Raw genomic sequence first — 24521 nt, 5'->3', positions numbered from 1 at the left:
CTACCCTCGTTCTCCGGCAGCGGGAGCACCGTGTTTCATTTTTCCCACTTCCAGCTCAGGCTTCACGTTCAACAGTCGCAGTGCGTCACTCATCACCCTGGAGAACACCGGCGCCGCTACTTCGCCACCGTAGTATTCTCCGGACTGCGGCGCATCAACGGCCACAACCGTAACCAGTCTGGGGTTATCGATAGGCGCCATACCGGCAAAAATGGCCTTGTACTGGCTGTCCTCATAACCCTGGGCACCCACCAGGTGCACTGTGCCGGTCTTGCCACCGGCTGAATAGAAACCGGGCTGGGCTCGCTTGCCGGTGCCTCGAGCCACCGCCTCGCGGAGCATGTTGCGCACCTGGAAAGTGACCTGCTCTGACAACACCCGCTCGCCCACCGGCTTTTCATCTCGGCGCATCAGGCTCAGTGGATAGCGCACCCCGCCATTGGCAATCACCATGTAGGCCTGGGCCAGCTGCAGGGCGTTCACACTCATGCCATAGCCATAGGACAACGTGGCTTCCTCAACCGGGCGCCACTTGGGGGGTGCCGGCAGAACGCCGACCGCCTCGCCGGGGAATCCGATACCGGTGGGCTGCCCCAGGCCCAGACGGGCGTAGAGGTCCCGGATCACGTCTCCGCCCAGGTCGGTCGCAATTCTGCTGATGCCGACGTTACTGGATTTGACAATGATCTCAGTCATATCCATCACGCCATAATTGCGATGATCACGGATGGTAAAACGACCGAATCGCCGGAAGCCCGGATTGGTATCAATGGTACTGCTTACCGTATACCGACCGGACTCGAGCGCGGCCGCCATAGTGATTGGTTTCATGGTCGACCCGGGCTCGAACAGATCTGTGATGGCCTTGTTTCTCAGATTCTCCGCCGCCAGCTGACTGCGGTCGTTCGGGTTGTAGGACCCCTGATTGACCATGGCCAGCACTTCCCCGGTATCCACATCCAGCATCACCAGAGTGCCGCCCCGCGCGTTATGGGCCGCAACAACAGCCTTGAGCTCCCGATAGGCCAGGTACTGCAGCCTCAGATCAATACTGAGGGCAAGATTACGGCCGGGGCTGGCATCGCGAATGAGGGTAAGATCCTTGATGACGCGACCCCGGTTGTCCTTGAGCACGCGCTTCAGGCCGGTTTCACCAGATAACCAAGGGTTGTACGCAAGCTCGAGGCCTTCCTGGCCGCGCTCGTCAATGTCGGTGAAGCCGACCACGTGGGCGGTAACCTCGCCCGCCGGATAGTAACGCCGGTATTCCTGGCGGGTATAGACGCCATTGATGTCCAGGGCCATCACCTCGCGGGCGAGATCAGGCTGGACTTTGCGGCGCAGGTAGATAAATTCGCGCCCGGCATAGTCCTTGATACGTTGCCTCAGTGACGCCTCACTGATATCCAGCAACCTGGCCAGGTTAGTCAGACGGGGTTCCGTGGGGTCGGCTTCCGAGGGGTTGGCCCAGATGGTCTGCACCGGCGTGCTGACAGCCAGCGGCTCATCGTAGCGATCGGTGATCATGCCCCGGTGGGCGTCAATGCTCTCCACCCGGATGGTACGCACGTCGCCCTGCTCTCTGAGGAACTCGTTATCAACGACGTGCAGATCAACCAGGCGCCAGCCCAGAACGCCCACAACCAGCAAAAAGACGCCCACCACGGAGCCAAAGCGCCAGGCTGCCAGCCCGGACGCCAGACGCTGTCCCCATGTTGTCTTCTTTCCCTGATCGGACACGTCGATCACCCTGAAGGTTTGTTGTTATCGTGAATTACCGGCTCGCTACCGGAGACATCAAAGGCACCAGCACAATATCCTGGCGCTCGGGCACCACCATGCTGAAACGCTCGGCCGCCAGCTTTTCAACCCGGCCATGGGCGCTTAACGCGCTCTGTTCGAGCAAAAGCTGACTCCACTCACTCTGGTAACGGTCGCGCTCCGCCTGAAGCTGTGACAGGGTGTTGAACAACTCCCGGTTATCGTGAGCGCTGACCACTACGCCAATGGACGACGCCAGCAGCACCCCAACAAGGGCCAGCGTCACCAGCATCCGACCCTGACGCATGGCATCGAACACCCGGCGGGAAATCCGGACAGCGGTTGCCACACCCTCTCTGACTCTCTGCTTGTTCAGCTTTGCCGTTCTGACCGGCTCTTCTATAGCTACCGCGCCCATGATTACGCGCTCCCCTGCGAGTTTTTCCTGATATCGGTGCGTTCGAGCACCCGCATCACTGCGCTGCGGGCGCGTACGTTATCGCTCACTTCCTCGGCGGCCGCTTTGCTGGCCTTGCCCACGAGACGAAAATCCGAGGCATCCTGCTCAGCGGTCACCGGAACCCCCTTGGGCAGCTGAGGCCCTCGAGCCAGATCCCGCATGAAGCGCTTGACCAGGCGATCCTCCAGCGAATGGAAGCTGATAACCACGAGGCGCCCTCCCGGCGCCAGATGATCCACCGCTGCCCTGAGGCCCACCTCCAGATCTTCCAGCTCCCGGTTGATAAAAATCCGGATGGCCTGGAACGTTCGAGTGGCCGGATGTTTGTGCTTTTCCTTCTTGGGCACCGCCTCGCTGACCAGCTCGGCCAGCTGCCGCGTGGTTTCCACCGGCGTTTCCTGGCGACGCTCGACGATCAAACGGGCGATACGGCGAGAGAAGCGCTCTTCGCCGTATCGGAATATAACGTTGGCAATGTCTGTTTCTTCCGCCGTGGCCAACCACTCGGCGGCACTGGGCGACTGCTCCGTATTCATTCGCATGTCCAGCGGCCCATCGCGCATAAAGCTGAAACCGCGGGAGGCATCATCGAGCTGGGGCGACGATACTCCAAGATCGAGCAGGACACCGTTGACCAGGGGCCAGCCCCGGCTCTCCAGAGCGCGCCCCAGATCCGCAAACGATCCATGAAAACAACGGAACCGGGCGTCCTCGGTTTCAAGATTTTTTGCCACCTTGATTGCCTCGGGATCCTTGTCGATGCCCAGCAATCCACCAGCCTGGCCAAGCCGACCAAGAATGAGACGACTGTGGCCACCCCGACCAAAGGTGCCGTCCACGTAGTGTCCATCGGGGTCGTTGACCAGGTAGTCGACCGCCGAGTCCAGAAGCACCGAGCGATGCGAGTATGCCGCTCCGGCCTCCTGGCTGCGATCGGAGGTCATAGGGACAGCGCCTCCATTTCCGGCGGCATCTCTTCGTCATCGGAGGACTCGTCCAGCCAGGCAAACCAGCGCTCCTCGCTCCATAACTCGAGCTTCTTGCCCTGCCCGATCAACATCAACTTTTTCTCCAGATGGGCATAGCTTCTGAGCGTGGGCGGAATCAGGATGCGGCCCGCAGAATCCAGCTCCATGGGCGCGGCGTTACCCAGAATCAGCCTTTGCAGGCGCCGGGCGGCCTTGTTCATGTTGGGCAGTGCTTCGATCTTGGGACGCAAAACTTCCCATTCAGGTTCGGGATATACCAGAAGGCAGCGCTCTTCGTCGGCGTTTGCCGTCAACACAATGCGCCCGCCGCAGGCCTGCGCGAGCTCTTCGCGCACCTTGGCGGGGATCGCCAGGCGACCCTTCGCATCCATGTTGATGGCATGACTGCCGAGAAAATTGCTCATTTACGCCGTCTCTGGGTACTCGATATCCACAAAAAACCACTAGAAACCACTTTTTCCCACTTCTGCACACTATAGAAACACGCAATACACAATGCAAGCGCCGCAAACAGCGCCACTCTTGGGAAAGTTTCTTTAATGACAGGGGGTTACGAAGGCGGATTCGATGAGATGCTGAGATTACGGAAAAGAAAAGAAATAAAATCAAACACCTGCAAAAACCTCTGAAGAAGGCAAGTGAGGTGTAAGATTTTTTGGCTATAAAGAACGCCTGCTGAGAATGATGGGCGTCACAGAAAGGGAAAAGAGCGAGCTCGCCGATAAGCCGGGTTCTGTCGTGGACAGTCATTCATCTAGGGCCTGCGTCACCACAGGCCTCAAGCAACCTACCCGAATCCAGCGCGGGCCACGCCATTGGATTCCTATTTGGTCTTGCTCCAGGTGGGGTTTACCATCGCCGTGGAAGCCCCAAACCCAAGCCCCGACTGCCTTCAACGCTCTCTTGATATCAGAGTTATGGACTAGTTCATGTTTGGCCCGTGGACCGACTTTGTACCAGAGTTTGTACCACTCCACCAGCTGAAATTCTGAGCAATTGGGTCGCTCAATCGCCAGGAATGATCGCTGGGGACAAGTAGATCAGGAGAACCTGAGATGTGTGGGAATCGGTGGGGGCCGGATAAAAATCCGACAAAAATCTGAAGGGGCAATAGTGAACGGTCGAGATTAACTTCCCCCCGTACCCCCTGGCGGACAGGAGGTGAATTGAGGGGGCGACCCTCAGGTCTCCACGGCCTCTCTCTTTATACGGTAAACGGACATCCGACCTATCCCGAGCTCCTTGGCGATTGCCGAGGGTCCTACCCCTTGCCCCAGCATAGAACGCACCTTGTCCCGATCCACGACTTTCTTGCCCCCTTTATAGACACCTTTGCTCTTGGCTTTCGCGATGCCCTCACGCTGACGCTCAGCGATGATGGACCTCTCAAACTGCGCGAAGGCTCCCAGCATGTGGAACATGAGCTCTTTGACGGGATCGCTTTTCCCTGCGTCGAAAGTCAGATTCTCCTTGTGAAAGATGACGGTCACTCCCTGCTCTCTGAGTCCGTCAACCAGGCCCATTAGGTCACGGGAGTTCCGAGCGAGCCGATCAATGCTGTGCACATGGACCGTATCACCGTCCCGGACATAGTCGAGCAGAGCCATAAGCGCCGGTCGGTTGGTATCTCCACCTCCACACTTATCCTCAAACACCTTGTCGAAACTCATCCCATCGAGCTGGCGATCCGTGTGCTGATCTACCGTGCTCACCCGCCTATATCCAACATCCGCCATACAGCCTCCAAATGTATCAACAGGGTCTAGAGCTTTTAGATATATCTGTATCAGAACCCGAAAGCAACCCTGATGATACAAAGAAACTGTCTCAGTCAGATGCATCACCAGGGTGTACCCAGATGAGACTATCCGGATAGAGACAGCACTGAACTGCATGGAAAGGGATTACCCCACAGTACTAGAGGAACGAATACACGCTCTCCTCGCTCAACCGCTGCCAACTCTCCCCTCAATCAAACCCACGCCTATTTGAGGCAGTTTCTTCTTTGGTGCTTTGGAGGGGCCCTGTGTTGGCAGTATCGAAGTACTGTCAACGTGTGGAATCGCCAATGATTCGTGAAGACTTGTTTGTATCTGCAATGACTACTCGCTGGAAACAGCTAGGAAACTGCCCAAGCCCAAAGCTCACAGCAGTATGGCGTCAGTTATGTTCGACCCTAAACGAACAGGCTCAGGCAACCGACAGCAAGTGGCGGGTTGTCCAACCAGCTACAGGCACCGGCAAATCGCAGGGACTGGCCTTATACTCAGCCATGCACAAAGATCAGCCCCAGGTGGCAATACTCATTGTGGTGCGCTTGGTTAACCAAGCAAACGACATGGCCGCTCTGATTAATGAGCTAGCGGGACAAGAAATTGCCAGAACTCGCCATTCAAAAAGCCCTTTGTCCGCTGCCGACATGGCAGAGACTCAAGTCCTGGTAATCACTCACCGAGCTTATGAGCTCTCGTTAGACAGCTATACTCGGGGCGACGAGGAATCATTCGATAATTTGATGACCTATGATTTCTGCTTTGGCGGGAAACGTCAGCTTGTTGTCATAGATGAGTCTCTTGATATCGTGCGCCAATACCAAGTTGAACTGGACAGTCTGGCGCGCTTGCTCGGAAACATTCCTCACGAGCTCCGTACAGATCCAGAACACAAGGCTGCTTTGAAGTATCTTGATTCACTCCTTGAGACTCTGGAATCAATAAGTGACGATGAGGACTTTTCAGAAAGGCTTGTCTCCATGAAAGCAGAGAGCCTTCCAGAGTCGCTGTCGCTCCACGACTTCCGCGCCGAATGCAATCGGCTTCCTTGGGATGAGCTGATCCTGGGCTACCACTCACCGAAAGAACGCAAACGATTTTCAGAACGTGCCGATCAGCTTCTTGAGTCCTGCCAAGCCCTACTCGACCAATGGCGCTATTACAGCAAGAAAGGAAAGATGCACACTCTGAACACCTCCTCCCTAGTCGTTCCTGAAGGAGTTCAGGGAGCAGTGATTCTCGATGCGACCGCATCTCAAAACCTTTTGTATCTCCTCTTCTCTGGTAAGGCTGAAATTAAACCAGTGGTCGAAGCTCGCAGCTACCGTAATGTGAACTTGCACGTAGCGTGGATCAGTGGTGTCGGAAAGACAAAAATGATCAAACGAGCAAGGAATCGAGTTCCTCAGTTGATGTCGGATCTTTCTAAACGAATCCCCGCGCAATCCCGCGCGTTCTTGTGTTGCCACAAAGACCTCGAACCGCTCATCGCACAATACAAAACACCCTTTGCACTGCAGACGGGCCACTGGGGAGCGATCGATGGACTGAACGACTATCAGTTCTGCGATACCTTCGTTTGCTTTGGATTGCCGTATCGTGACCGGATCTGTTCGAGCAACACTTATTTTGCGTGCAAAGGGCCTCAGAGTGATGAATGGTTCCGTCAGAAAGAAAAGCGCTCCGACCATGGATTCGAGGACATCAGGAAAGCCATTGAACACCAGCAACTGGCCGTTGACGTTATCCAAGCACTGAACAGGATAAGGATCAGACGCGTTGTTGATGAGCATGGAAACTGCGAGAAGTCAGACTGCTACCTTGTGCTCGGACGTGATGAAGCTAGTAAACGACTTCTCGATAGCATCCGAAGAGCTATGCCTGGCATCAATATCAAAGAGTGGCCATTAGGCATGGATGAGGCGAATGGGCGCCAGACAGAGAAACGCAACTACTTCAGATCAGAATTCGGAGAGTCACTGTGTAAATTCTTCGAGGGACAGCAGACCGGAGAATGGCCAGCCCCATGATCCGAGAGAAGCTTCAGATCCCAGGAGAGAAATGGAAGTCACTTACACAACAGATAAGAACAGAGGGTTCCTCGCTATATCAGAAAATCTTAGAACTGGGTTGGATTCTTCATACAGAAGGAAAAGGGCGAGGTGCCCGAACTTACTTTCGAAGAACTACCGCTGGTTAGTCATGACAGCGTAGGGAGAGAAAAGGATTGTTAACCCTCTAAAGAACTTCTAGAGCATCAACAATCCATTTGTTTCCGAGTCCGTCCTCTCCCTTATGTCTGGATTATTCAGGCGTGAGGGAGAGTGCCCTTATTTTTTGTCCCCATCATAGATCCGTTTCATCGGGCGACTTACTTGATATGGGCTTTAAGCTGAGTGCTCGAACGAACTCCTGACCGAGTAGGGTGCGGTAAACGCAGCTCACAATTGCCATGCCACCCCATGAAGATCCTGTCGAAACCAAACCGAGCCTCGCCAAATTACCCAGGGAGACTTGCACGTTGTCAGAGGGAAGAAGCCCCTCATCTTCAGGCTTTGTTGTTGTTGCCCGGTCCGGCAAGTTATAAGTCCATACCTCATGACGCTCACCGAATACCATTGCCGGGTCATAGATCCTTTCCAGAACCACGGCATCAAGAGGAGAGAGATCTTCAAGGATACTGATAAAAGCTCGTCGGACTTCTGCTCCCGAGGACTCATCTCCCGCATTCGCAAGCAACATCGCCCATCGGTCTTGAAGCTCATTATCCTCCTCCAGAGATCCACCCTGAATCAGAGGAATCGCAATCTGGAGGGGGATATTCCTGGTCGGCTGTTGAAGGCCACGTTCAGCCAGAAAAGCATTGGCGCGCTCCATCAATCGGACCTGCCGCTCCCATCGGAGATACTTCAACCGGTCTTCGAAGATGCCCATTCCTTGCTCTAGTGGGCCTCCGACATACTTCGCAATGAAGCTGCCGAACTGGCGGCTGGCATCAATAGCCTTACCAGATGCATCGGCTACCGCCTTTACCGCCTTAGCTTCTTCACTCATACCCACCTCCCAGAGGTAACCAGCTCAGGTTAGGGCCGATCATAGACACTGCTTCCCGGTCCGAAGTAGCTGGAGAAAATATGATGGAAAGCCGCCTCGCACTTCTCGTCATAGAGATCCTCGTCGAAGCTCTCGGGCAGCCCCTTATCGAATTCAATCTCTAGGGTCCGGCGCACCTCGCTCTTCGCCCTGGCCTTCTTGCGCCAGTCCAGAACCAGCTTCTCGGTCTTCAGCACCCCAAGTAACTCTCGGCACATAGCCTTAACACGAGCTAACTCTTTCTCAGTCATCTCAGGGGCGGGCCTGGTAATGATATCGAACAGGGCCAGCTCTTCTTCGGTCAGGCCCTCGCGAATAGCCCTCTGATCCTCATCCTGGAGGTTCTCGGTGAAAGACATTAACTCCTTCATCAGCTCTTCGATATTCAGTGTCCCAGAGTTGTACTTATCGATCAGTTTCTGAAACTTCTCCATGAAGTCCGCCCGAGTAGGATTGGCGGTGACCATCTCCTCCAGCTTTTGGCTCAAGAGCGCCTTAAGTTTCTCGACCTCTGTCCGTTTCCTGCCCTTCTGAAATCGCTCCTTCAATTTATCGAAGTCGATCTTGCTTATGTCATAGAGCTTCGTGTCTTCATCGTCCCTAATAAGGTACGGAACTGGGGCGACTGATTGATCCAGCAGATCGTCTACATCCCGCATTACCCCCGAGATGTCCACTTCAGGATCTAGAGACTTGATCTTCTGAGCCAGAACAGAAATGAGTACCGCATCCGGAGCAAGATCCTGAGCTAACGGGTCTGGAAGAATTGCCCGGTAAACCCGAGAGATCGTCCGAGCCATCGCATTGAACGACTTCCTGGTCTCCTCATTCTCAAGTAGCTTCTCCACTGCGTCATCGAGAAGGGCCACCTTCTGGAATCCGCCAGTGCTCTTGATAGCCTCGTTATCGATCTGCTTGTTCTTGAGGAAGGCCACTGCCCTGGCAACTAGGTGCTTCAGGTGTTCCACCAACTCCGACTTCTGCCGAATAGGTGAGTCAGCGCCGGATCCGCCCTTGCCTCCGTATGGCGGGTGGTCCTCTCCTGCCTTCACACCGCCGTAAATGGCCAACGCCTCCTGGAGCTTCCGGAAGACCCCCGCATAGTCGACGATCAGACCGGCCTCTTTGCCTGGATACTTCCGATTAGCCCTGGCAATGGTCTGCATCAGGGTGTGGTTCTTCATTGGCTTGTCGAGGTAGATGGTGGAACAGGACGGAACGTCGAAGCCGGTGATCCACATCGCACAGACGAAGACCAGTCGCAGTGGGTCGGCGGCATCCTTGAACTTCTCATCCAAGTCTTCATCGATCATCCGCTTCCGGTGAGGGAGAATGTCCAGCCCTTTGTCCGCGAGTTCTTTGACCTCGTTTTGGCCCTGGGAGACCACCACTGCCATATCGGTATCAGTCAGCACCTGGATCTTGTGTTCAAGCTCTGGCCGTTTGTCTTCTGGAGCATCAGATAATTTGGCTTTGAGCTTTTCGAGGTTCGCTTTCCAATGAGCTTGCACCTTGTCGAACATGCGAACAGCGGTGGCCTTATCGATGCAGACCATCATCGCCTTACCCTGGTGGCCGCGACCGATGAAGTGGTGCACCAGATCTTCAGCGACAGCCTCCAGACGGTCATCACGCGTGATCAGGTGATACTCCCTGGCAAAGACACGTTCGACCTTCCGCTCTTGCTCTTCATCCAGCTCAGCATCTTCAAGGAGCTGGGCTAGATCATCGTTCAGATTCTCATTGACGAGCTGAAGCTCTGGAATTCTGTTCTCGTAATACAGCGGGACCGTGGCCCCATCTTCAATGGACTGACCGAAGTCGTAGACAGAAATGTAATCGCCGAAGACTTCCTTGGTCTTCTCCTCTCCAGCCATAAGAGGTGTGCCGGTGAACCCCAGAAAGGCAGCGTTGGGCAAAGCCGTCCTCATGTTCATTGCCAGGGTGTCGTACTGAGAGCGATGAGCCTCGTCGGTAATGACGATAACGTCCTGGCGATCTGACAGTTTAGGAAAAGCCTCGCCCTGCTTGGTCCCGAACTTCTGGATCAGAGTGAAAACATAGCGATGATCTTCGGTCAGGAGCTGTTTTAGATGAGCGCGGCTCTCTGCCTGGGCTTCAGCCTCATTCACCGATCCGGTAGCTGCGAAGGTCTTGTAGATCTGTTCGTCCAATTCCTGCCGGTCCGTCACAACCACGAAAGTCCAGTTTCCGGGGACGGTGCGATGAATCTTTTGGGTGAAAAACACCATCGAGAGAGATTTACCGGAACCCTGGGTGTGCCAGAACACCCCCAGTCTGCCAGCCTCACCCGCCGGTCGATCTTTCACCTTCAGCAGCTCGGCAATGGCCTTGTTGACCCCAAGGTACTGGTGATTCTTGGCAATCTTCTTGATCAGACCACCTTGGGCTTCTTCGAAAACCGTGAAGTTCTCCACGATGTCGAGAAGACGGCGAGGATCACCCATTCCGCGAATCGCGGTCTCCAGGGAAACCACCCCCTGCTCTCCTTCGTCATTGATCCGCTTCCACTCAAACAAGTGCTCCCAGGGCGAGAAGGTGCTACCAACTACTGTCTCGGACCCATTGGACAGGATCAGAGCTGCGTTGTAAGTAAACAATTGAGGGATTACTGCGCGGTAGTCGGTGAGGTTGTCGTCAAATGCTGCTTTGAGAGTCTTATGACTGGCCTTCAGCTCGACGAAGAGCAGGGGTATGCCATTCACGAACCCGACCAAGTCGGTACGGCGGGTATAAAGCTCGCCCTTCACCCAGAGCTGGGAGGCCAGCAAGAAATCGTTATTGCCTGGATCAGTCCAATCAATCAGCCTGACAGTCTCGGTGGAATGAACTCCATCATCGTTCACTACCTCAACTTTAATGCCGGACTTGAGGAGTCCATACACCTCTCGATTCGCATTCAAGGGAATCAGAGTAGACCGATCCCGAGTCAGCTCTTCCAGTGCTTTGTCCAAGGCATCCAAGGGCAAATCCGGGTTTAATCGTTCCAGCACAGACAGAAGCCTTGGTTGCAGAACGACTTCCTGCTGAGTTTGACGGCCCTCGCTGGAGTGACTCCCTGTCCATTCACCGTATAGATTTGCCGTTTCCCATCCGAGTGACTTAAAGAGTTCGATGGCTGGCTGCTCGACCAGGGAATCCTCTGAATAGTCGTGGGCGGAAAAGGGAGGGGGAGTCATGCTGCATCGACCTCCTCGTCGTTGGGCATGAGTAAAGTGGATACGTCGATCTCACCAGTAACCAACTTGGGCAGGAGCGCATCGCGCTGGGCGCGAAGGTTGGCATTTTTAGCTCGCAACACCAAGATCTCCTTTCTAATTGGTAGCGCGAAACTTTCAAAATCGTAAAGAATCCTTGGATCGCTTGGTACTGCTACCGAAATACTTTTCAAGATTGACTTGTTAAAACCTGCCTGGGCTGTCCTGCCGCTCATACCAATTAAGAGCTCTTGAGTGGTTTTTCCACTAAGAGTGCTCCTCAAAAACTCTCTAAAGTGAGGGCCTTTAGGCTGAACCTTTACTAATGCAACGTTATAAGCTCCGCTTAACCCCCAGCAAATGCGCCCAACCGAAGCGCCATACCTCGCTATCATGATGTCTAGGGGGCCGCATTTGCGCAATTTCTTGGTGTCCCTAACATATGCAACGTAAGAGTCACTCGCATAGTCACGTATTTGAACCATCCTGACGTAACCATCCGATTGCTTTTCAACCCACTCACACTTTGGTGGTTGTGAACCTCCCTGAAAGCTCATTAAGTGATCGAGCTCGGAAATTTCCCACTCCATAGGAATTTTCCCGAGCTCACTCTCCTTAAAGCTTACTTTCTCGTACCCAGGGAACCGGAAGTGCACGAACCACTCCTCGTAAAGCAGCCGGGCCATCTCCTCAAGGATCTCGATGCGGCGAGTGTTGTTCTCGATGAGTTCGTCGTACGCAGAGAGGATGCATGCAATGGATTGTTGAGTTGCCAGGGGAGGCACCGAAACCTCTACCATCGCCAAGTTCTGCCGGGGAAGATGTTTGATGGTTGACCCCGTGCAGTACTGATCAAATCCACCTTCTTGCCCACGATTAAGAAAGCAGTAGTACAGGAAACGGTTATCTAAGCAGTCATTTGGCCTGATGCGGTGAAGCGCCTTCTGAAACATCATGCCCGGAATCTGATTCTTCCAAATGGCACATCTTCCGGGTTCTCCACCTTCACACATCACGATGTCACCATGTTCTAAGCCATAACGCTCCTTCTCACGATTCTCAAACCGCATCTCTCTGAGGTCACCAAGCTCAAACTCACCCCAACGTACATTGACGTTTGCCAAGTAAGGCAGTAATTCACCCTTGTTCTTTTTCTTATCGAGCATTTTTCCAAGGTAGAAGTCGGCGACATCTCCCAGCTTTTTTGTTTCCCACTGCATCATCTTGCACCTAGCACTCTGGCGACGTTTTCACCAATCCGGCCCTCCAATTCCCTCGCCTCAGAGTTTAATACTTCTAATTCCTCAGCCAGTTCCTCAAGCCGTTCATTAAAGTCGACATCCTCGGCTTCTCTCGCTGCCGCCCCAACGTAGCGTCCGGGATTGAGCGACCAGCCTTGCGCCTCAATCTCTCCCCGAGTAGCCACCTTACAGAGTCCCGGCACATCCGCGTAGCCCTCCGCCAAGCCCTTATCGGCCAGGAGCGATTTGCTTCCCTGCTCCAGCTCAACAGTCTCTCCGCGGTAAAGCCGCACGATATTAGCCAGGAACTCAATCTGCTCTGGCAGCCAGTCACGGTGAGCTCGATCAATTTGGCGGAAGATATGACGAGCGTCGATAAACAGCACTTGATCAGCCCGATTTGAGGCCTCCTTAGCCTTATCGAAGAACCAGAGTGTGCAAGGTAGCGTCACCGTATAGAAGAAGTTGGGTCCCACCGAGACAATCACGTCCACTGCCCCAGACTCGATCAGCTTCTGCCGAATAGTCTGCTCACTGCCCCGAGCATCCCCAGCGGAGTTAGCCATGACAAACCCCGCACGGCCTTTCTCACTCAGTGAGTTATAAAACAGCTGAATCCAAAGGTAGTTGGCATTGTCAGTCTTCGGCATACCTAGAGAGAAACGGGGATCACCCTCGAGGCGCTCTTTGTCCACGCCCGACACATTGAACGGGGGGTTCGCCATGACGAAATCAAAACGTCCGCCCAGCTTATCTACCGAGTTGTGCGGGTCCTCGTAATAGGTATTGGAAACTCGCACATCGCCAGAAAGACCATGCACCGCCAGGTTCATCTTGTTCAGATTGACGGTTGTTTGATCCTTCTCAGTACCGAAGATTGAGATCTCGTCCATCGCTGTCTTGTGATGACGACTCACAAAATCTGCCGAGTGGACAAACATGCCACCGGATCCACAAGCGGGGTCGAAGATCCGCCCATGGTATGGCTCCAGAATCTCAACGATCAGCTTTACGATGGATTCCGGAGTGTAAAAGACCCCGCCTTTCTGACCTTCCTTCAAGGCAAAATTGGCGAGAAAGTATTCATAGACCTTCCCGAACGCATCACCCGAAAGATCGACAGGGCCAATTTGCTTGAGCAACTCCATCAGGACCCAGTTTTCGAGCGCCGTATAATTGCGAGGCAGAGCGCCCCTCAGCTCTGAGTTCTCTTCCTCAACGGCCTTCATGGCCTCGTTGATGGCCTTGCCGATGTTGTCCCCTTCAGTGAGCTCCAGGAGGTGGGAGAACCGAGCCTCTTGCGGAAGAAAGATAACCCCCTCTGCCAAGTAGTCTTCCTTCTTGACCTTCCGCCGTCCTCCGGAATTGATAGGGCCAAGCTTCTCTTCCGCTGCTGCATACTTCTTCTCGGCATATCGCAGAAAGATCAGGCCCAGAACGGGTGTCGAAAACTCAGCGGGCTTCAGTCCTGTGTTTGCCCACAGCTGGTCCGCTGCTGCCCATAGGCGCTTTGCTACATCTCCGTCTACCAAAGGTTTGTCTCCGACCGTTAGCTAATTAATGAGTGTTGCCAAGATCTTAGCAGATCGGCTGCCAATGGACGCACCCAGCGCTTTATTACCCCACAGTATTGGAGTACTGCGCAGACGACTTTTCTAACTGCCGGACCTAAACCTATGCAGCGTCTCAACTAACCCGAATGTGAATTGTAGATCATTGATTGATATATATTTTTACGATTGCTATACCTAAGAAGCCCTATCTTTTCGAAGGAGCAAGTTGATATGAAGATTCAGATTGAGGCATCAGGTGTCGGTCTTGAGGTTGGAAAGTTCGTTCTCTGCCTTTTTATCGGCGACTTCTACGTCCGACTCCCAAACGTGGGTGAAGTTGCATGGAACCAAACTGGCCTTCACCTGAACCGCCTCCCTATCCAAACCAAGGAATGAATAAAATGCTCGAACAATCCGCATCGACCCGTGATGACCCAACTACGTCTCCGGAGCCTTCAACCTCCCTGCGAATGAAGATCATGATGAACAGATGCAGTCATTTTCTCGGCCAATTCCGAAGCCTCGATAATGACCTACCACTTCAAACCGCTCACATTTTGCTCCTGATAGCGATGCAACCTGGAATCACGGTGAAAGAACTTATGGCACGAGCCAAACTGAGCCAATCTTCGTGCTCTCGAAACATTGCCCGGCTCTCAAAGACGAACCGCCACGGTGAGCCCGGGTACGATATGGTCGAGGCCAGACCCGATCCAACAGATTCCAGACGTCATAAGCTGTACCTTACCGAAAAGGGGAAAGAGTTCGCGGCGCTAGTCAATGACACCCTTCGATGAAACGTCGTCATGGTTGGCTGAGCCAGTAGAATGATCGGCTGGACTTCGTTGATAACTGACGAGGTCCACCACTGGCAAAACATCTCTGAGCGGGAACGAGTGGGTGTAACGATCCGTGATCCCTGCCCCTCGTTTCTCGTGACCAACGACCTGCTGGACAAGAACAGTGGACGCTCCTGCCGAGCGGGACTTGGTAATGAAGGTGTGACGCAGGGAGTGGAACACCAACCTTTCCCCGAGGTCGTTGGTTTTCTCGCCAACCAGGGAACCGAAATGGTCCGTGATCCTGTTGGGATTAGCCTGAACGATCCCAAAGAGAGGGCCATCGATCTCCCGGACCCAGGCCAGCAAGCCTTCCGCCACTAGGGTGTGATGTATGGGAACGATCCTTCGTGCGGCTCTCGTCTTCCCTGTCTTAACCACGAAATAGTGCCGCCCAGTGTCGGGACAGATCTTGAAGTCTTCTGTGTATAAACGAGCGATCTCTGACCTTCTTGCCCCCGAATAGGCAGCGATCAACAGGAACCATCGGACCCATTCCGGTTTCTTCCTGGCCTTCTCCAATACGCCAAGAACTTGGGCATCCCCGAGACAGGCAAAACGCTGATCCTCGACGTCCAGTCTGAGATTGTCCGTGGGGGAAACCTGCAGGATCTCACGCTCTTTGACGAGATAGGCGCTGAACAGGCTCTGACAAAGCTTGAGGTGCTCCTTCACCGTCTTGTCAGCTACTCGGTGCTCTTCCGGAATCTCCATACAAGAGATCTCCTGAAGGCTCTTCCCCCGATATGGCCCCCGGTTCCGCTGAGGCAATCCCCGGATCGACTCCAGGGCACCGCGAAGATCCCTTTTAGTGATCGTGTGGACCTGAACATCCCCGAGAAAGAACAAGAGGTTGTCCATTAAGTTGGCGTTGATACCGGCGCGTTTCTTCGTCCAACTCTTCCAAGCAACGAAATCGTTCCACGTCTCGGAGAGTGTTGGAGACTGGAGCTCGGGGGGAATGACTTCGACTGTTTCGGGTTTACCTTCAGGTATCGTTACGCCCGCCTGAGACCACGCCCAAGCCCCCTTTAGGCTGTCCGCAACCATCTTCTCTCGTTCATGATCGAAGCTTGCCAGAGAGCCACAGAGGCGCTTCAGCGTTACCCTGTCCCTTGACTGCTTTATTCGGACGATGAGCTCACTCTTCCCGTTGACCTGAACCACGGCCTCCGAGAAAGAGTCGGTCTTGAGAGTTCTTTTGATCTCAGTGGGCAACTCTGGACAGAGCTGCCGAACATGACGGGGAAGAGCAAACCGGAAGCAGTAGTTATTTCCGCGACGGGAAATGTAGGGATGATAACTTTGTACCAGTTTTCGTACCGACATCTTGAAACCTCAGCAAAATCGCCATAACATGCTGAAATATCAAGAGAAAAATTGAGCGAGCTCGCCGATAAGCCGGGTTCTGTCGTGGACAGTCATTCATCTAGGGCCTGCGTCACCACAGGCCTCAAGCAACCTACCCGAATCCAGCGCGGGCCACGCCATTGGATTCCTATTTGGTCTTGCTCCAGGTGGGGTTTACCATCGCCGTGGACTGTTGCCAGCCACGCGGTGCGCTCTTACCGCACCATTTCACCCTTACCGGCGCCCGAAGGCGCTTAGGCGGTATACTTTCTGTTGCACTTTCCGTCGGCTTGCGCCGCCCAGGCGTTACCTGGCACCTTGCCCTGTGGAGCCCGGACTTTCCTCCCCCGGTGAAACCGGCGGCGACTGTCTGGCGAGCTCGGCGCTGACCATACTCCTGCCCTCCCCACCATGCAAGAAAAACCGGAGTGCGGCCGACTCACCCTTCCTTCAGGGCGAGCGCCCTCTGATAGAGCTCGTTCTTCGACAACCCGGTGAGCTCGGAAGCAATCCTGGCCACCTTCTTTACCGGCAGTTCCGGCAACAGGGCCCGGATAAGCCTGTCCGTGTCCAGCTCACCGGTGCCTTCCTTGCCCGTCTCCGCCTGCGCGCCGCGAATCATCAACACAAACTCTCCGCGACTGCCATGAGGGTCAGCCTCCAACGCGTCCTGCACCGCCGAAACGGCGCCGGAATAAAAGGTCTCGAATGTCTTGGTGATTTCCCGACCGAGGACGATTTCCCGGTCCGGTCCCAGAATGTCCGCCACATCCTGCACACAGTCCAACACCCGATGCGGCGACTCGTAGAAAACCAGGGTCGCTGTTTCCGAACCCAGGGACTCCAGAGCTGATCGACGGGCAGCGCGCTTGGCAGGCAGGAACCCTGCGAACAGAAACCGATCGGTAGGTAGGCCGGCCGCACTCAGGGCGGCCACCAACGCGCAGGGACCGGGGATGGGACTTACCGGATAACCAGCCAAGCGAGCTTCGCGGACCACCACGTACCCGGGGTCCGAAATCAGCGGCGTGCCCGCGTCCGAGATCAACGCAACATCGCGCCCGGCCGCCAGCTCGGCAATCAGCGCCGACGCCCGGTCTTTCTCGTTGTGGTCGTGCAGGGCAATCAATCGCTTGTGCAAGCCGAGATGACTGAGCAGCCGCCCGCTGTGCCGGGTGTCCTCCGCTGCGACCACGGCCACGTGCGCCAGCGTTCGGGTGGCCCTGGTAGACAGATCATCGAGATTGCCAATGGGCGTTGCCACCACATAGAGAGTGCCCGCAGAAGACTCCTTCCCACCGACGTGGTTACCCGATTCATTACCCTCGATCTTCAAGCTGAATGCCTCTCTGGTATGGAACACCGGCTCCGTGACAGTTACGTCATGTGAATTGAACCGGGAGCTGTTAAACTTGCCACCGTTAAACTGGCGCTACAAGCCCAATCATCCGGAGTATGTCGAGCCTGCCATGATAAAGATCCGCGTTCATCACCGAGCCCTGGCCAGCATTATAACCGCGGTCCTTCTATCCGCCGGTTGTGCCAGCGTGAACCTTGAATCACACGTCGCCCAGACCGCAAACGAGGCCCTCCAGCTGGCCGGCAACGAAGACAACGCGGAAACCGCCCAGGCCTATCTGCTCCGGATTGCCAGCCGGTTCCAGGATCAGGGCAATCACACGGCCGCACGAACACTACTGCAGAGCGATCAGTTGGCGCAACCAGCACCAGGCCTTGCCGGCCAGAAGCAACTGCTTGCCATGGCCAGCGCCGTCGCGCTGGAAGACAGATCATGGGCCAAACAGCTCACTACAAACCTGTCGCCTGCCGATTTTGTTGACTACCCCCCCAACCTGATCACAAGGGCCGCCAATCTCCAGGCCGATACCTTCCTGCTCGCGGGCAAACCCCTGCCTGCAGCCAACACCCTGATGGTTCTTGCCCAAACCGATACTTCCTCCGATGCCCAGAATATTCACAACCGGATCTGGTCACTCCTGGAGAAGGTATCCGATGAGGAACTGGCGTCAGCTTCGGCCGACGCCCTTGGCTATGAAGCTCAGGGATGGCTCGAACTGGCCAGCCTCGTACGGGCGCCGGACGTCAGTATTGATGAGAAGGGCCGCATTATCAGGAGCTGGCAGAATAACTGGCCTGGGCACCCGGCGGCCCAGGTGCTGCCCTCGGAACTTCGTCTGATTGCCAGTCTTGCTGCAAGCAGGCCGGAAAGAATTGCACTGGCCCTGCCGATGCAGGGCCCTCTGGCAACGGCGGGCAAGGCTATACGGGACGGGTTCCTGGCAGCCTACTACCTGGATCAATCGGCCGACCGGAGCGAAACCGATATCCGGATCTTCGATACGTCCGAGACCTCCTTCACCGATCTGTACCAGCAGTTGTCACGGCAGAACATTGATCTGATTGTCGGCCCCCTGGAAAAAGACGCCCTGGCGCAACTTGGCAATATGAACACGTTGCCGGTGCCCGCCCTGGGCCTCAATTACCTGCCCGCCGATATCCAGCCACCCGATGGCCTCTACCAGTTCGGCCTTTCTGCCGAAGACGAAGCCCGCCAGATCGCCGATCGTCTGGCTGCCCGGGATCTGCAGCAGGTGCTGGTTCTCATCCCCCAGGGTGAATGGGGTGACCGCGTGGAGGCGGCACTACTTGAACGGATGGGCACTCATGGCGGCACCGCCCTGGATATAGAGCGCTTTTTCCGGGAGGACAATCTTCGCGCCGTAACCGCAGACCTGCTGGGCATTACCGTGTCCCGGGACAGGGCCATTCAGGTGGAACGAACCATCGGCATGGACGTGGAGTTCGAGCCGCGCCGCCGGCAGGATGCCGACGCCATCGTAATGGTGGCCGAGCCCACCATCGCCCGCCAATTCAAACCACTTTTTGCCTTCTACTTTGGCGGCGACCTGCCGGTCTATTCCCCATCCATCGTGTATGAAGGCTCACCGGCGCCGGGCCGGGACAGGGATCTCAATGGCGTTACCTTCACTGACATCCCCTGGGTCCTTGGCGCTGAGAATGAGCTACGCGAGCAGGCCACCGACCTGTTGTCATCTACACGCGGGCAACCTGGCCGACTGTTCGCCATGGGTGCCGATGCCTGGCAACTGAGCAAGCGCTTGCCGCTATTGAGGCAAGTGCAGAGCGCCTCCATTGCCGGACACACGGGCATACTTACCATGACCAGCGAAGGCAGCATTCATCGTGAACAGCTGTGGGCAAAGTTCCGGGATGGCGTTCCCGAACTGATTCCAGACCTCGCTCCCGAAGAAACCGACACCACTGAAAACACCGAGGCCAGTCTGCCCCCGCAAAACTGACTGCCAGCATAATGAGGACCCGGAGCCATGGACGGCAACAGAACACTCGGCAATCACTTCGAGGGCGTGGCCGCCCGCTATCTCAAACGCAAAGGCGTGAGGCTGATCGAGCGCAACGTGTATAATCGCGGCGGCGAAATTGACCTGATTGGCGAGGACGGCGAGACACTGGTTTTCTTTGAGGTTCGCTACCGGGGCCCCGGGCACCTCGTTGACCCGGCAAGCTCCATCAACCACACCAAGCAGCAGCGACTCGTTCGGGCCGCCTCGTTCTACCTCCACAGGCACGGACTCTGGGACCGGATAGCACGCATCGATGTCATTGCGATAACCCCCGGAACCGTCAGCAAATACCGGGTACAATGGATCCGGAACGCAATCCTGGCAGCATGAAGTAAGTACCATGACCGACACCGAACACCAGATCAATCAATGGTTCGCCAGCCATATGGAGCACACCGCACAGGCAGCCAGCAGCACCGCTCCGGCTATTGAGGGAGTTGCCAATGCGTTTGTGGCCACTCTGCTCCAGGATGGCAAGATCATCACCTGTGCCAACGGCAATGCCAACATCCTGGCCCAGTATTTCTGCACCGCGCTGCTCAACCGGTTCGACCAGGACCGTCCGGCGCTGCCTGCCCTGAACCTCGGAGCAGACGCCACAACCTACTCCGCGATCTGTCGGGACAATCGCTTCAATGACACTTTTTCACGCCAGGTTCGCGCCATTGGCAAACCCGGTGACCTGCTCTTCGTAATCGTCGACGATGGCCACAAGGCCAACCTGATTCAGGCCATCCAGGCGGCCCACGACCGGGAAATGAACGTGGTAGTTCTGAGTGCCCGGGAGAAATCCGACATTACCTCACTCCTTCATCCTGAAGATCACGAGATCGCACTCAATAACCTGAGCCCGTCGGAGGCTTCCCCGCTTCTGCTGCTCATCGTCAACGCCCTGTGCGGACTTATCGACAGCAAACTTTTCGGGGGCTAACAAAAAAGCCAGCGGCTGCTGGCTTTTTTCGGGCTCTTTCTGGATCTACTTGACCACTTTCAGGGTCGGCCTTCCAGAGGGGCGCTCCTCACCACCATTTGACGTATCCGATTCGCGTTCACGCCCGGGGCCATCTGGATCAGGGGAGCCCGGCTCACTGCCAAACACCATGCCTTCGCCATTTTCCTTGGCATAGATGGCCATGACAGCCTGCAACGGAATAAACACCTGCATGGGGACACCCCCGAAGCGAGCACTGAATTCCAGGGCACCGTTGCCAATCACCAGACCACGAACGGCACCCGGACTGATATTCAGGACGATCTGCCCGTTCGCCACATGCTCCGTCGGGACCTGAACACCCTGTACACCGGCGTCGACAACGATGTAGGGAGTGCAGTCGTTATCGAGAATCCATTCATTGAAGGCCCGCACCAGGTACGGACGACTCGACGTCATGGTGTGCTTGCTCTCTACCACTGCCACTCTCCTGCTCCGGCTGGCGATGCCTGGATCAATCAGCTGCGAATGTCTTCTTCCAGGTCAGACAGGCTTGCCTTGAAGCCCTCCCGGCTAAAGATACTGTCCATATACTTCTGCACCGGCTTCGCCTGCTTCTCGGTCAACTCGATACCCAGTGCGGGCAAGCGCCACAGAATCGGAGCAATGCAGCAATCGACGATGGTGAATTCCTCAGACAGGAAGAACGGCATCTCACCAAACAGCGGAGCGGTCGCCAGGAGACTTTCCTTCAATTCCTTACGGGCCGCGTCGGAAGCCTTGGCCGTCGGTTGCGCCAGAATCTGATCAACCAGGCCACACCAGTCTTTCTGGATCCGATGAATCATCAGACGACTGTTCGCGCGCGCCACCGGGTAAACCGGCAGCAGCGGAGGGTGGGGGAAACGCTCGTCGAGGTATTCCATCATGATATTGGGCTCGTAGAGCACCAGATCACGGTCCACCAGGGTCGGCAGGGCATTGTAAGGGTTGAGATCGGCCAGCTCGCCCGGGGGGTTGTCCGGATCCACGTCCACGATATCGACAGTAACACCCTTCTCGGCCAGCACGATACGCACCCTATGGCTGTAATGGCTGGCAGGATCCGAGAAAAACGTCATTGATGACCGCTTGGTCACAACGCCCATAGAACTACCTCACGAGTAAACAAACCGAAATGATCCTGAAAAACGCAAAAATCCAGCGGGCCGGTTATTGCCCGCTGGAACTCAGGGACGGGGATTATACCCTATTTCTCAGTGCACGTCCTTCCAGTACTCACGATTGAGCAGGTAGGCGAAGACGAAGAAAATGGCGACGAAAATCAGTACGAAGATCCCCAGGCGCTCTCGCTCCAGTTTGACCGGGTCACCCATGTAGGACATGAAGTTGGTCAGGTCGTACATGGCCTGGTCAAACTCCGCACCAGACATGGTGCCCTCAATGGCATACTCCGGACACACGTCGGCGTTGTTGATGTTCCCGCTGAGCGGCTCCACGGAGGCCTCAACGCCAATGTTCGGCTTCACCGCACACAGCCCCTGCATACTGACCATCACATGGGGCATACCGACATTCGGGAACACCACGTTGTTGACACCCAGGGGACGGCTTTCGTCCTTGTAGAAACCACGCAGATAAGAGTACACCCAGGCTTCACCGCGTAGGCGGGTCTCAAGCGTCAGATCAGGTGGCGGCGCACCGAACCAGTCGGCCGCCATTTCTTTCTTCATGGAGTTCTTCATTAGCTCGCCGATCTTGGCGCCGGTGAAGATCAGGTTTTCCTCGTACAGCTCGTCCGGGATATCCAGATCTTCGGCCACACGCTTGTAGCGGGCGAACTCCATGGAATGGCATCCCATGCAGTAGTTGGTAAACAGGGCTGCGCCCCTCTGGAGAGAGGCGTCGTCTGAATGATCCGCCTCGAATTCATCCAGCGGAACCGACGACCCTGCTGCCAGCGAGAGAGCCGGCAGGATTGCGATGAAAAGACCAAATATCAGCTTTCTCATTACCCTGTCACCCTCTCTGGAACTGGCTTGGTTTTCTCCATGCGCGTGTAGAACGGCATGAGAATAAAGTAGAGGAAGTAAAGCACGGTCAGGATCTGGGCGACCGCGGTACGACCGGCGGTAGCAGGCACCAGCCCCAGGTAGCCGAGCACCACGAAGCTCACCACAAAGATCGCCAGCGCGATACGGCTCATCCAGCCCTTGTAACGCATGGAGCGTACCGGGCTCTTGTCCAGCCAGGGCAGAACAAACAGGATCGCAATCGCGCCGCCCATGACCACGACACCCCAGAATTTGGCAGGGAGGCCGAACAGGTCGACAGTAACCGCACGAAGCATCGCGTAGAACGGCGTGAAATACCAGACCGGGGCAATGTGCTCAGGCGTTTTCAGCGGGTTCGCCGGCTCGAAGTTGGGCTTCTCGATGAACAGCCCGCCCCCTTCCGGGAAGAAGAACACCACGATAAAGAAGATGAAGAAGAACACGCCCACACCCAGCAGGTCGTGAACCGTGTAGTAAGGATGGAACGGGATACCATCTTTGGGTATGCCATTCTCGTCCTTGTTCTTCTTGATATCGATACCGTCAGGGTTGTTTGAACCCACTTCGTGCAGAGCCAGGATATGCAGAACCACCAGACCGAGCAGAACGATGGGCAGGGCCACCACGTGCAGGGCGAAGAAGCGGTTCAGTGTGATACCCGAGATCAGGTAGTCGCCACGGATCCAGAGCGACAGATCTTCACCGATGACCGGAATAGCGCCAAACAGGTTAACGATAACCTGGGCACCCCAGTAGGACATTTGCCCCCAGGGCAGCAGGTAACCCATGAACGCTTCGGCCATGAGGATCAGGTAAATCAACATGCCGAAGATCCAGATCAGCTCACGGGGCTTCTGATAGGAGCCGTACATCAGGCCGCGGAACATGTGGAGGTAGACCACGATGAAGAAAGCAGATGCGCCCGTGGAATGCAGATAACGGAGCAACCAACCCCACTGAACGTCACGCATGATGTACTCCACAGAGGCGAAGGCACCTTCCGCGGTCGGGTTGTAGCTCATGGTCAGCCAGATGCCGGTAACCAGCTGGTTTACCAGTACCAGCATGGCCAGAGAGCCAAAGAAGTACCACATGTTGAAGTTCTTCGGCGCGTAATACTTGCCGACGTGCTTGTTCCAGGCGTCAACGACCGGCAGACGTTCATCCACCCAGTTAATGAACTTGTTCATCACGCAGCCTCCGGATCAAGACCAATGGTCAGGGTGTCGTCATCGTCGTAACGGTATGGCGGCACTTCGAGGTTCAACGGCGCAGGCTGCGCTTCATAGACCCGGCCAGCCAGATCGTACTTGGAGCCGTGGCAGGGACAGAACAGACCGCCCAGCCAGTCCTCGCCCAGGTCTTCCGGGGACACTTCCGGGCGGTAGCTGGGCACGCAACCGAGGTGGGTACAGAGCCCGACGAGCACTGCGATTTCCGGCTTGAGCGCGCGGTAGATGCCGTCAATGTACGGCGGCTGCTGAGGCGCTTCCGACTGAGGATCTTTCACTTCCTCATTCAGCTTCTCGATGTTTTCAAGCATGGTATCGGTTCGGCGGATGATCCAGACCGGCTTACCGCGCCACTCGACCGTAATCTGCTGACCGGGCTCAATCTTGCTGACATTGACGGTTACCGGTGCACCGGCTGCTTCCGCTTTTGCGCTGGGGTTCCAGGACCCCAGAAACGGAACCGCCGCACCGACGACGCCCGCTCCACCTACCACAGACGTAGCACCGATCAAAAACCGGCGCCGGCCCTGGCTAACGTCGCCATTACTCATTATGGTTTTCTCCCATCAGGCGATGCTACAGCCCGCAGAACCGCCGGCACGTGCATCTTAAAGGACTTCACAA

22 protein-coding genes and 2 other RNA genes are annotated in these 24521 nt (G+C 55.7%); 6 read left to right on the top strand and 18 right to left on the bottom strand.

Annotated features, from left to right (window positions below; translation table 11 throughout):
• From AC0J1C_RS03780 to AC0J1C_RS03755, 6 genes are all read right to left on the bottom strand, one after another.
• A complete protein-coding gene (locus tag AC0J1C_RS03780) occupies nt 1-1740 on the bottom strand; it encodes a peptidoglycan D,D-transpeptidase FtsI family protein (protein ID WP_473045680.1) in 1740 nt (579 codons plus the stop codon).
• A 34-nt stretch (nt 1741-1774) separates the two neighbouring features.
• Nucleotides 1775-2179: a cell division protein FtsL gene (ftsL, locus tag AC0J1C_RS03775; protein WP_375191930.1), complete on the bottom strand. Its 405-nt coding sequence runs from the start codon at nt 2177-2179 to the stop codon at nt 1775-1777.
• 2 nt (nt 2180-2181) lie between these two features.
• Nucleotides 2182-3165, bottom strand: a complete 984-nt coding sequence (gene rsmH / locus AC0J1C_RS03770) for a 16S rRNA (cytosine(1402)-N(4))-methyltransferase RsmH (RefSeq protein WP_473045679.1) — start codon at nt 3163-3165, stop codon at nt 2182-2184.
• Entirely contained in the window at nt 3162-3614 is a 453-nt protein-coding gene (gene mraZ, locus AC0J1C_RS03765; protein ID WP_296933794.1) for a division/cell wall cluster transcriptional repressor MraZ, read from the bottom strand. The genes rsmH and mraZ overlap by 4 nt, the downstream gene beginning before the upstream one ends.
• A 302-nt stretch (nt 3615-3916) precedes the next feature.
• Nucleotides 3917-4114: RNase P RNA component class A (gene rnpB / locus AC0J1C_RS03760), an RNA gene on the bottom strand.
• 277 nt (nt 4115-4391) lie between these two features.
• Complete coding sequence (locus AC0J1C_RS03755; RefSeq protein ID WP_473045678.1) at nt 4392-4946, bottom strand: recombinase family protein; 555 nt, start codon at nt 4944-4946, stop codon at nt 4392-4394.
• Nucleotides 4947-5278: 332 nt separating this feature from the next.
• Here AC0J1C_RS03755 and AC0J1C_RS03750 point away from each other — a divergent pair, with 332 nt between their 5' ends.
• Nucleotides 5279-7012 (top strand): hypothetical protein, encoded by a 1734-nt coding sequence (locus AC0J1C_RS03750; RefSeq protein ID WP_473045677.1) that lies wholly within the window; start codon nt 5279-5281, stop codon nt 7010-7012.
• A gap of 316 nt (nt 7013-7328) precedes the next feature.
• Here the strand turns inward: AC0J1C_RS03750 and AC0J1C_RS03745 are convergent, their stop codons facing one another.
• From AC0J1C_RS03745 to AC0J1C_RS03730, 4 genes are read right to left on the bottom strand one after another with little or no spacing between them, the layout of a single operon-like run.
• Nucleotides 7329-8036 carry an Abi-alpha family protein gene (locus AC0J1C_RS03745; protein WP_473045676.1) on the bottom strand — a complete coding sequence of 236 codons (708 nt, stop codon included), beginning with the start codon at nt 8034-8036 and terminating at the stop codon, nt 7329-7331.
• 29 nt (nt 8037-8065) lie between these two features.
• The gene (locus AC0J1C_RS03740; RefSeq protein ID WP_473045674.1) at nt 8066-11275 is read right to left on the bottom strand and encodes a type I restriction endonuclease subunit R; all 3210 of its coding nucleotides are present in this window, start codon (nt 11273-11275) and stop codon (nt 8066-8068) included.
• A complete protein-coding gene (locus AC0J1C_RS03735; RefSeq protein WP_473045673.1) occupies nt 11272-12516 on the bottom strand; it encodes a restriction endonuclease subunit S in 1245 nt (414 codons plus the stop codon). Before AC0J1C_RS03735 ends, AC0J1C_RS03740 begins: the two co-directional genes overlap by 4 nt.
• The gene (locus tag AC0J1C_RS03730) at nt 12513-14066 is read right to left on the bottom strand and encodes a type I restriction-modification system subunit M (protein ID WP_473045672.1); all 1554 of its coding nucleotides are present in this window, start codon (nt 14064-14066) and stop codon (nt 12513-12515) included. The genes AC0J1C_RS03735 and AC0J1C_RS03730 overlap by 4 nt, the downstream gene beginning before the upstream one ends.
• A 252-nt stretch (nt 14067-14318) precedes the next feature.
• On the opposite strand from AC0J1C_RS03730, the gene AC0J1C_RS03725 reads away from it, so the two are divergent.
• Both AC0J1C_RS03725 and AC0J1C_RS03720 read left to right on the top strand, forming a co-directional pair.
• Nucleotides 14319-14483, top strand: a complete 165-nt coding sequence (locus AC0J1C_RS03725) for a hypothetical protein (RefSeq protein WP_473046587.1) — start codon at nt 14319-14321, stop codon at nt 14481-14483.
• Nucleotides 14429-14884 carry a MarR family winged helix-turn-helix transcriptional regulator gene (locus AC0J1C_RS03720; protein WP_473045671.1) on the top strand — a complete coding sequence of 152 codons (456 nt, stop codon included), beginning with the start codon at nt 14429-14431 and terminating at the stop codon, nt 14882-14884. Before AC0J1C_RS03725 ends, AC0J1C_RS03720 begins: the two co-directional genes overlap by 55 nt.
• Here AC0J1C_RS03720 and AC0J1C_RS03715 read toward each other — a convergent pair.
• The 3 genes from AC0J1C_RS03715 to rsmI form a co-directional block, all read right to left on the bottom strand.
• The gene (locus AC0J1C_RS03715) at nt 14861-16255 is read right to left on the bottom strand and encodes a tyrosine-type recombinase/integrase (RefSeq protein WP_473045670.1); all 1395 of its coding nucleotides are present in this window, start codon (nt 16253-16255) and stop codon (nt 14861-14863) included. The genes AC0J1C_RS03720 and AC0J1C_RS03715 overlap by 24 nt on opposite strands.
• 52 nt (nt 16256-16307) lie before the next feature.
• Nucleotides 16308-16658, bottom strand: an RNA gene (gene rnpB, locus AC0J1C_RS03710) — RNase P RNA component class A.
• Between the two features lie 57 nt (nt 16659-16715).
• A complete protein-coding gene (gene rsmI, locus AC0J1C_RS03705) occupies nt 16716-17606 on the bottom strand; it encodes a 16S rRNA (cytidine(1402)-2'-O)-methyltransferase (protein ID WP_473046497.1) in 891 nt (296 codons plus the stop codon).
• An 82-nt stretch (nt 17607-17688) separates the two neighbouring features.
• Here rsmI and AC0J1C_RS03700 point away from each other — a divergent pair, with 82 nt between their 5' ends.
• From AC0J1C_RS03700 to AC0J1C_RS03690, 3 genes are read left to right on the top strand one after another with little or no spacing between them, the layout of a single operon-like run.
• Nucleotides 17689-19617: a penicillin-binding protein activator gene (locus AC0J1C_RS03700; protein ID WP_473045668.1), complete on the top strand. Its 1929-nt coding sequence runs from the start codon at nt 17689-17691 to the stop codon at nt 19615-19617.
• Between the two features lie 27 nt (nt 19618-19644).
• On the top strand, nt 19645-20010 hold the full coding sequence (locus tag AC0J1C_RS03695) for a YraN family protein (protein WP_473045667.1): 366 nt from the start codon (nt 19645-19647) through the stop codon (nt 20008-20010).
• A gap of 10 nt (nt 20011-20020) precedes the next feature.
• Nucleotides 20021-20611 carry an SIS domain-containing protein gene (locus AC0J1C_RS03690; protein WP_473045666.1) on the top strand — a complete coding sequence of 197 codons (591 nt, stop codon included), beginning with the start codon at nt 20021-20023 and terminating at the stop codon, nt 20609-20611.
• 45 nt (nt 20612-20656) lie between these two features.
• Here AC0J1C_RS03690 and AC0J1C_RS03685 read toward each other — a convergent pair whose 3' ends face one another.
• The 5 genes from AC0J1C_RS03685 to petA form a co-directional block, all read right to left on the bottom strand.
• Complete coding sequence (locus AC0J1C_RS03685; RefSeq protein WP_473046496.1) at nt 20657-21070, bottom strand: ClpXP protease specificity-enhancing factor; 414 nt, start codon at nt 21068-21070, stop codon at nt 20657-20659.
• Between the two features lie 59 nt (nt 21071-21129).
• Complete coding sequence (locus AC0J1C_RS03680; protein ID WP_473045664.1) at nt 21130-21759, bottom strand: glutathione S-transferase N-terminal domain-containing protein; 630 nt, start codon at nt 21757-21759, stop codon at nt 21130-21132.
• Between the two features lie 108 nt (nt 21760-21867).
• The gene (locus tag AC0J1C_RS03675; RefSeq protein ID WP_473045662.1) at nt 21868-22623 is read right to left on the bottom strand and encodes a cytochrome c1; all 756 of its coding nucleotides are present in this window, start codon (nt 22621-22623) and stop codon (nt 21868-21870) included.
• Nucleotides 22623-23855, bottom strand: coding sequence for a cytochrome b (locus tag AC0J1C_RS03670; protein ID WP_091991855.1), 1233 nt, complete (start codon nt 23853-23855; stop codon nt 22623-22625). Before AC0J1C_RS03670 ends, AC0J1C_RS03675 begins: the two co-directional genes overlap by 1 nt.
• Nucleotides 23855-24448, bottom strand: a complete 594-nt coding sequence (gene petA, locus AC0J1C_RS03665) for a ubiquinol-cytochrome c reductase iron-sulfur subunit (RefSeq protein WP_091991857.1) — start codon at nt 24446-24448, stop codon at nt 23855-23857. The genes AC0J1C_RS03670 and petA overlap by 1 nt, the downstream gene beginning before the upstream one ends.
• Between the last annotated feature and the right edge of the window lie 73 nt (nt 24449-24521).

The organism is Marinobacter sp. E2, assembly GCF_055755345.1.
Note: the sequence above shows the minus strand (reverse complement) of the source record. Positions and strands in the feature narration are given on the sequence as shown.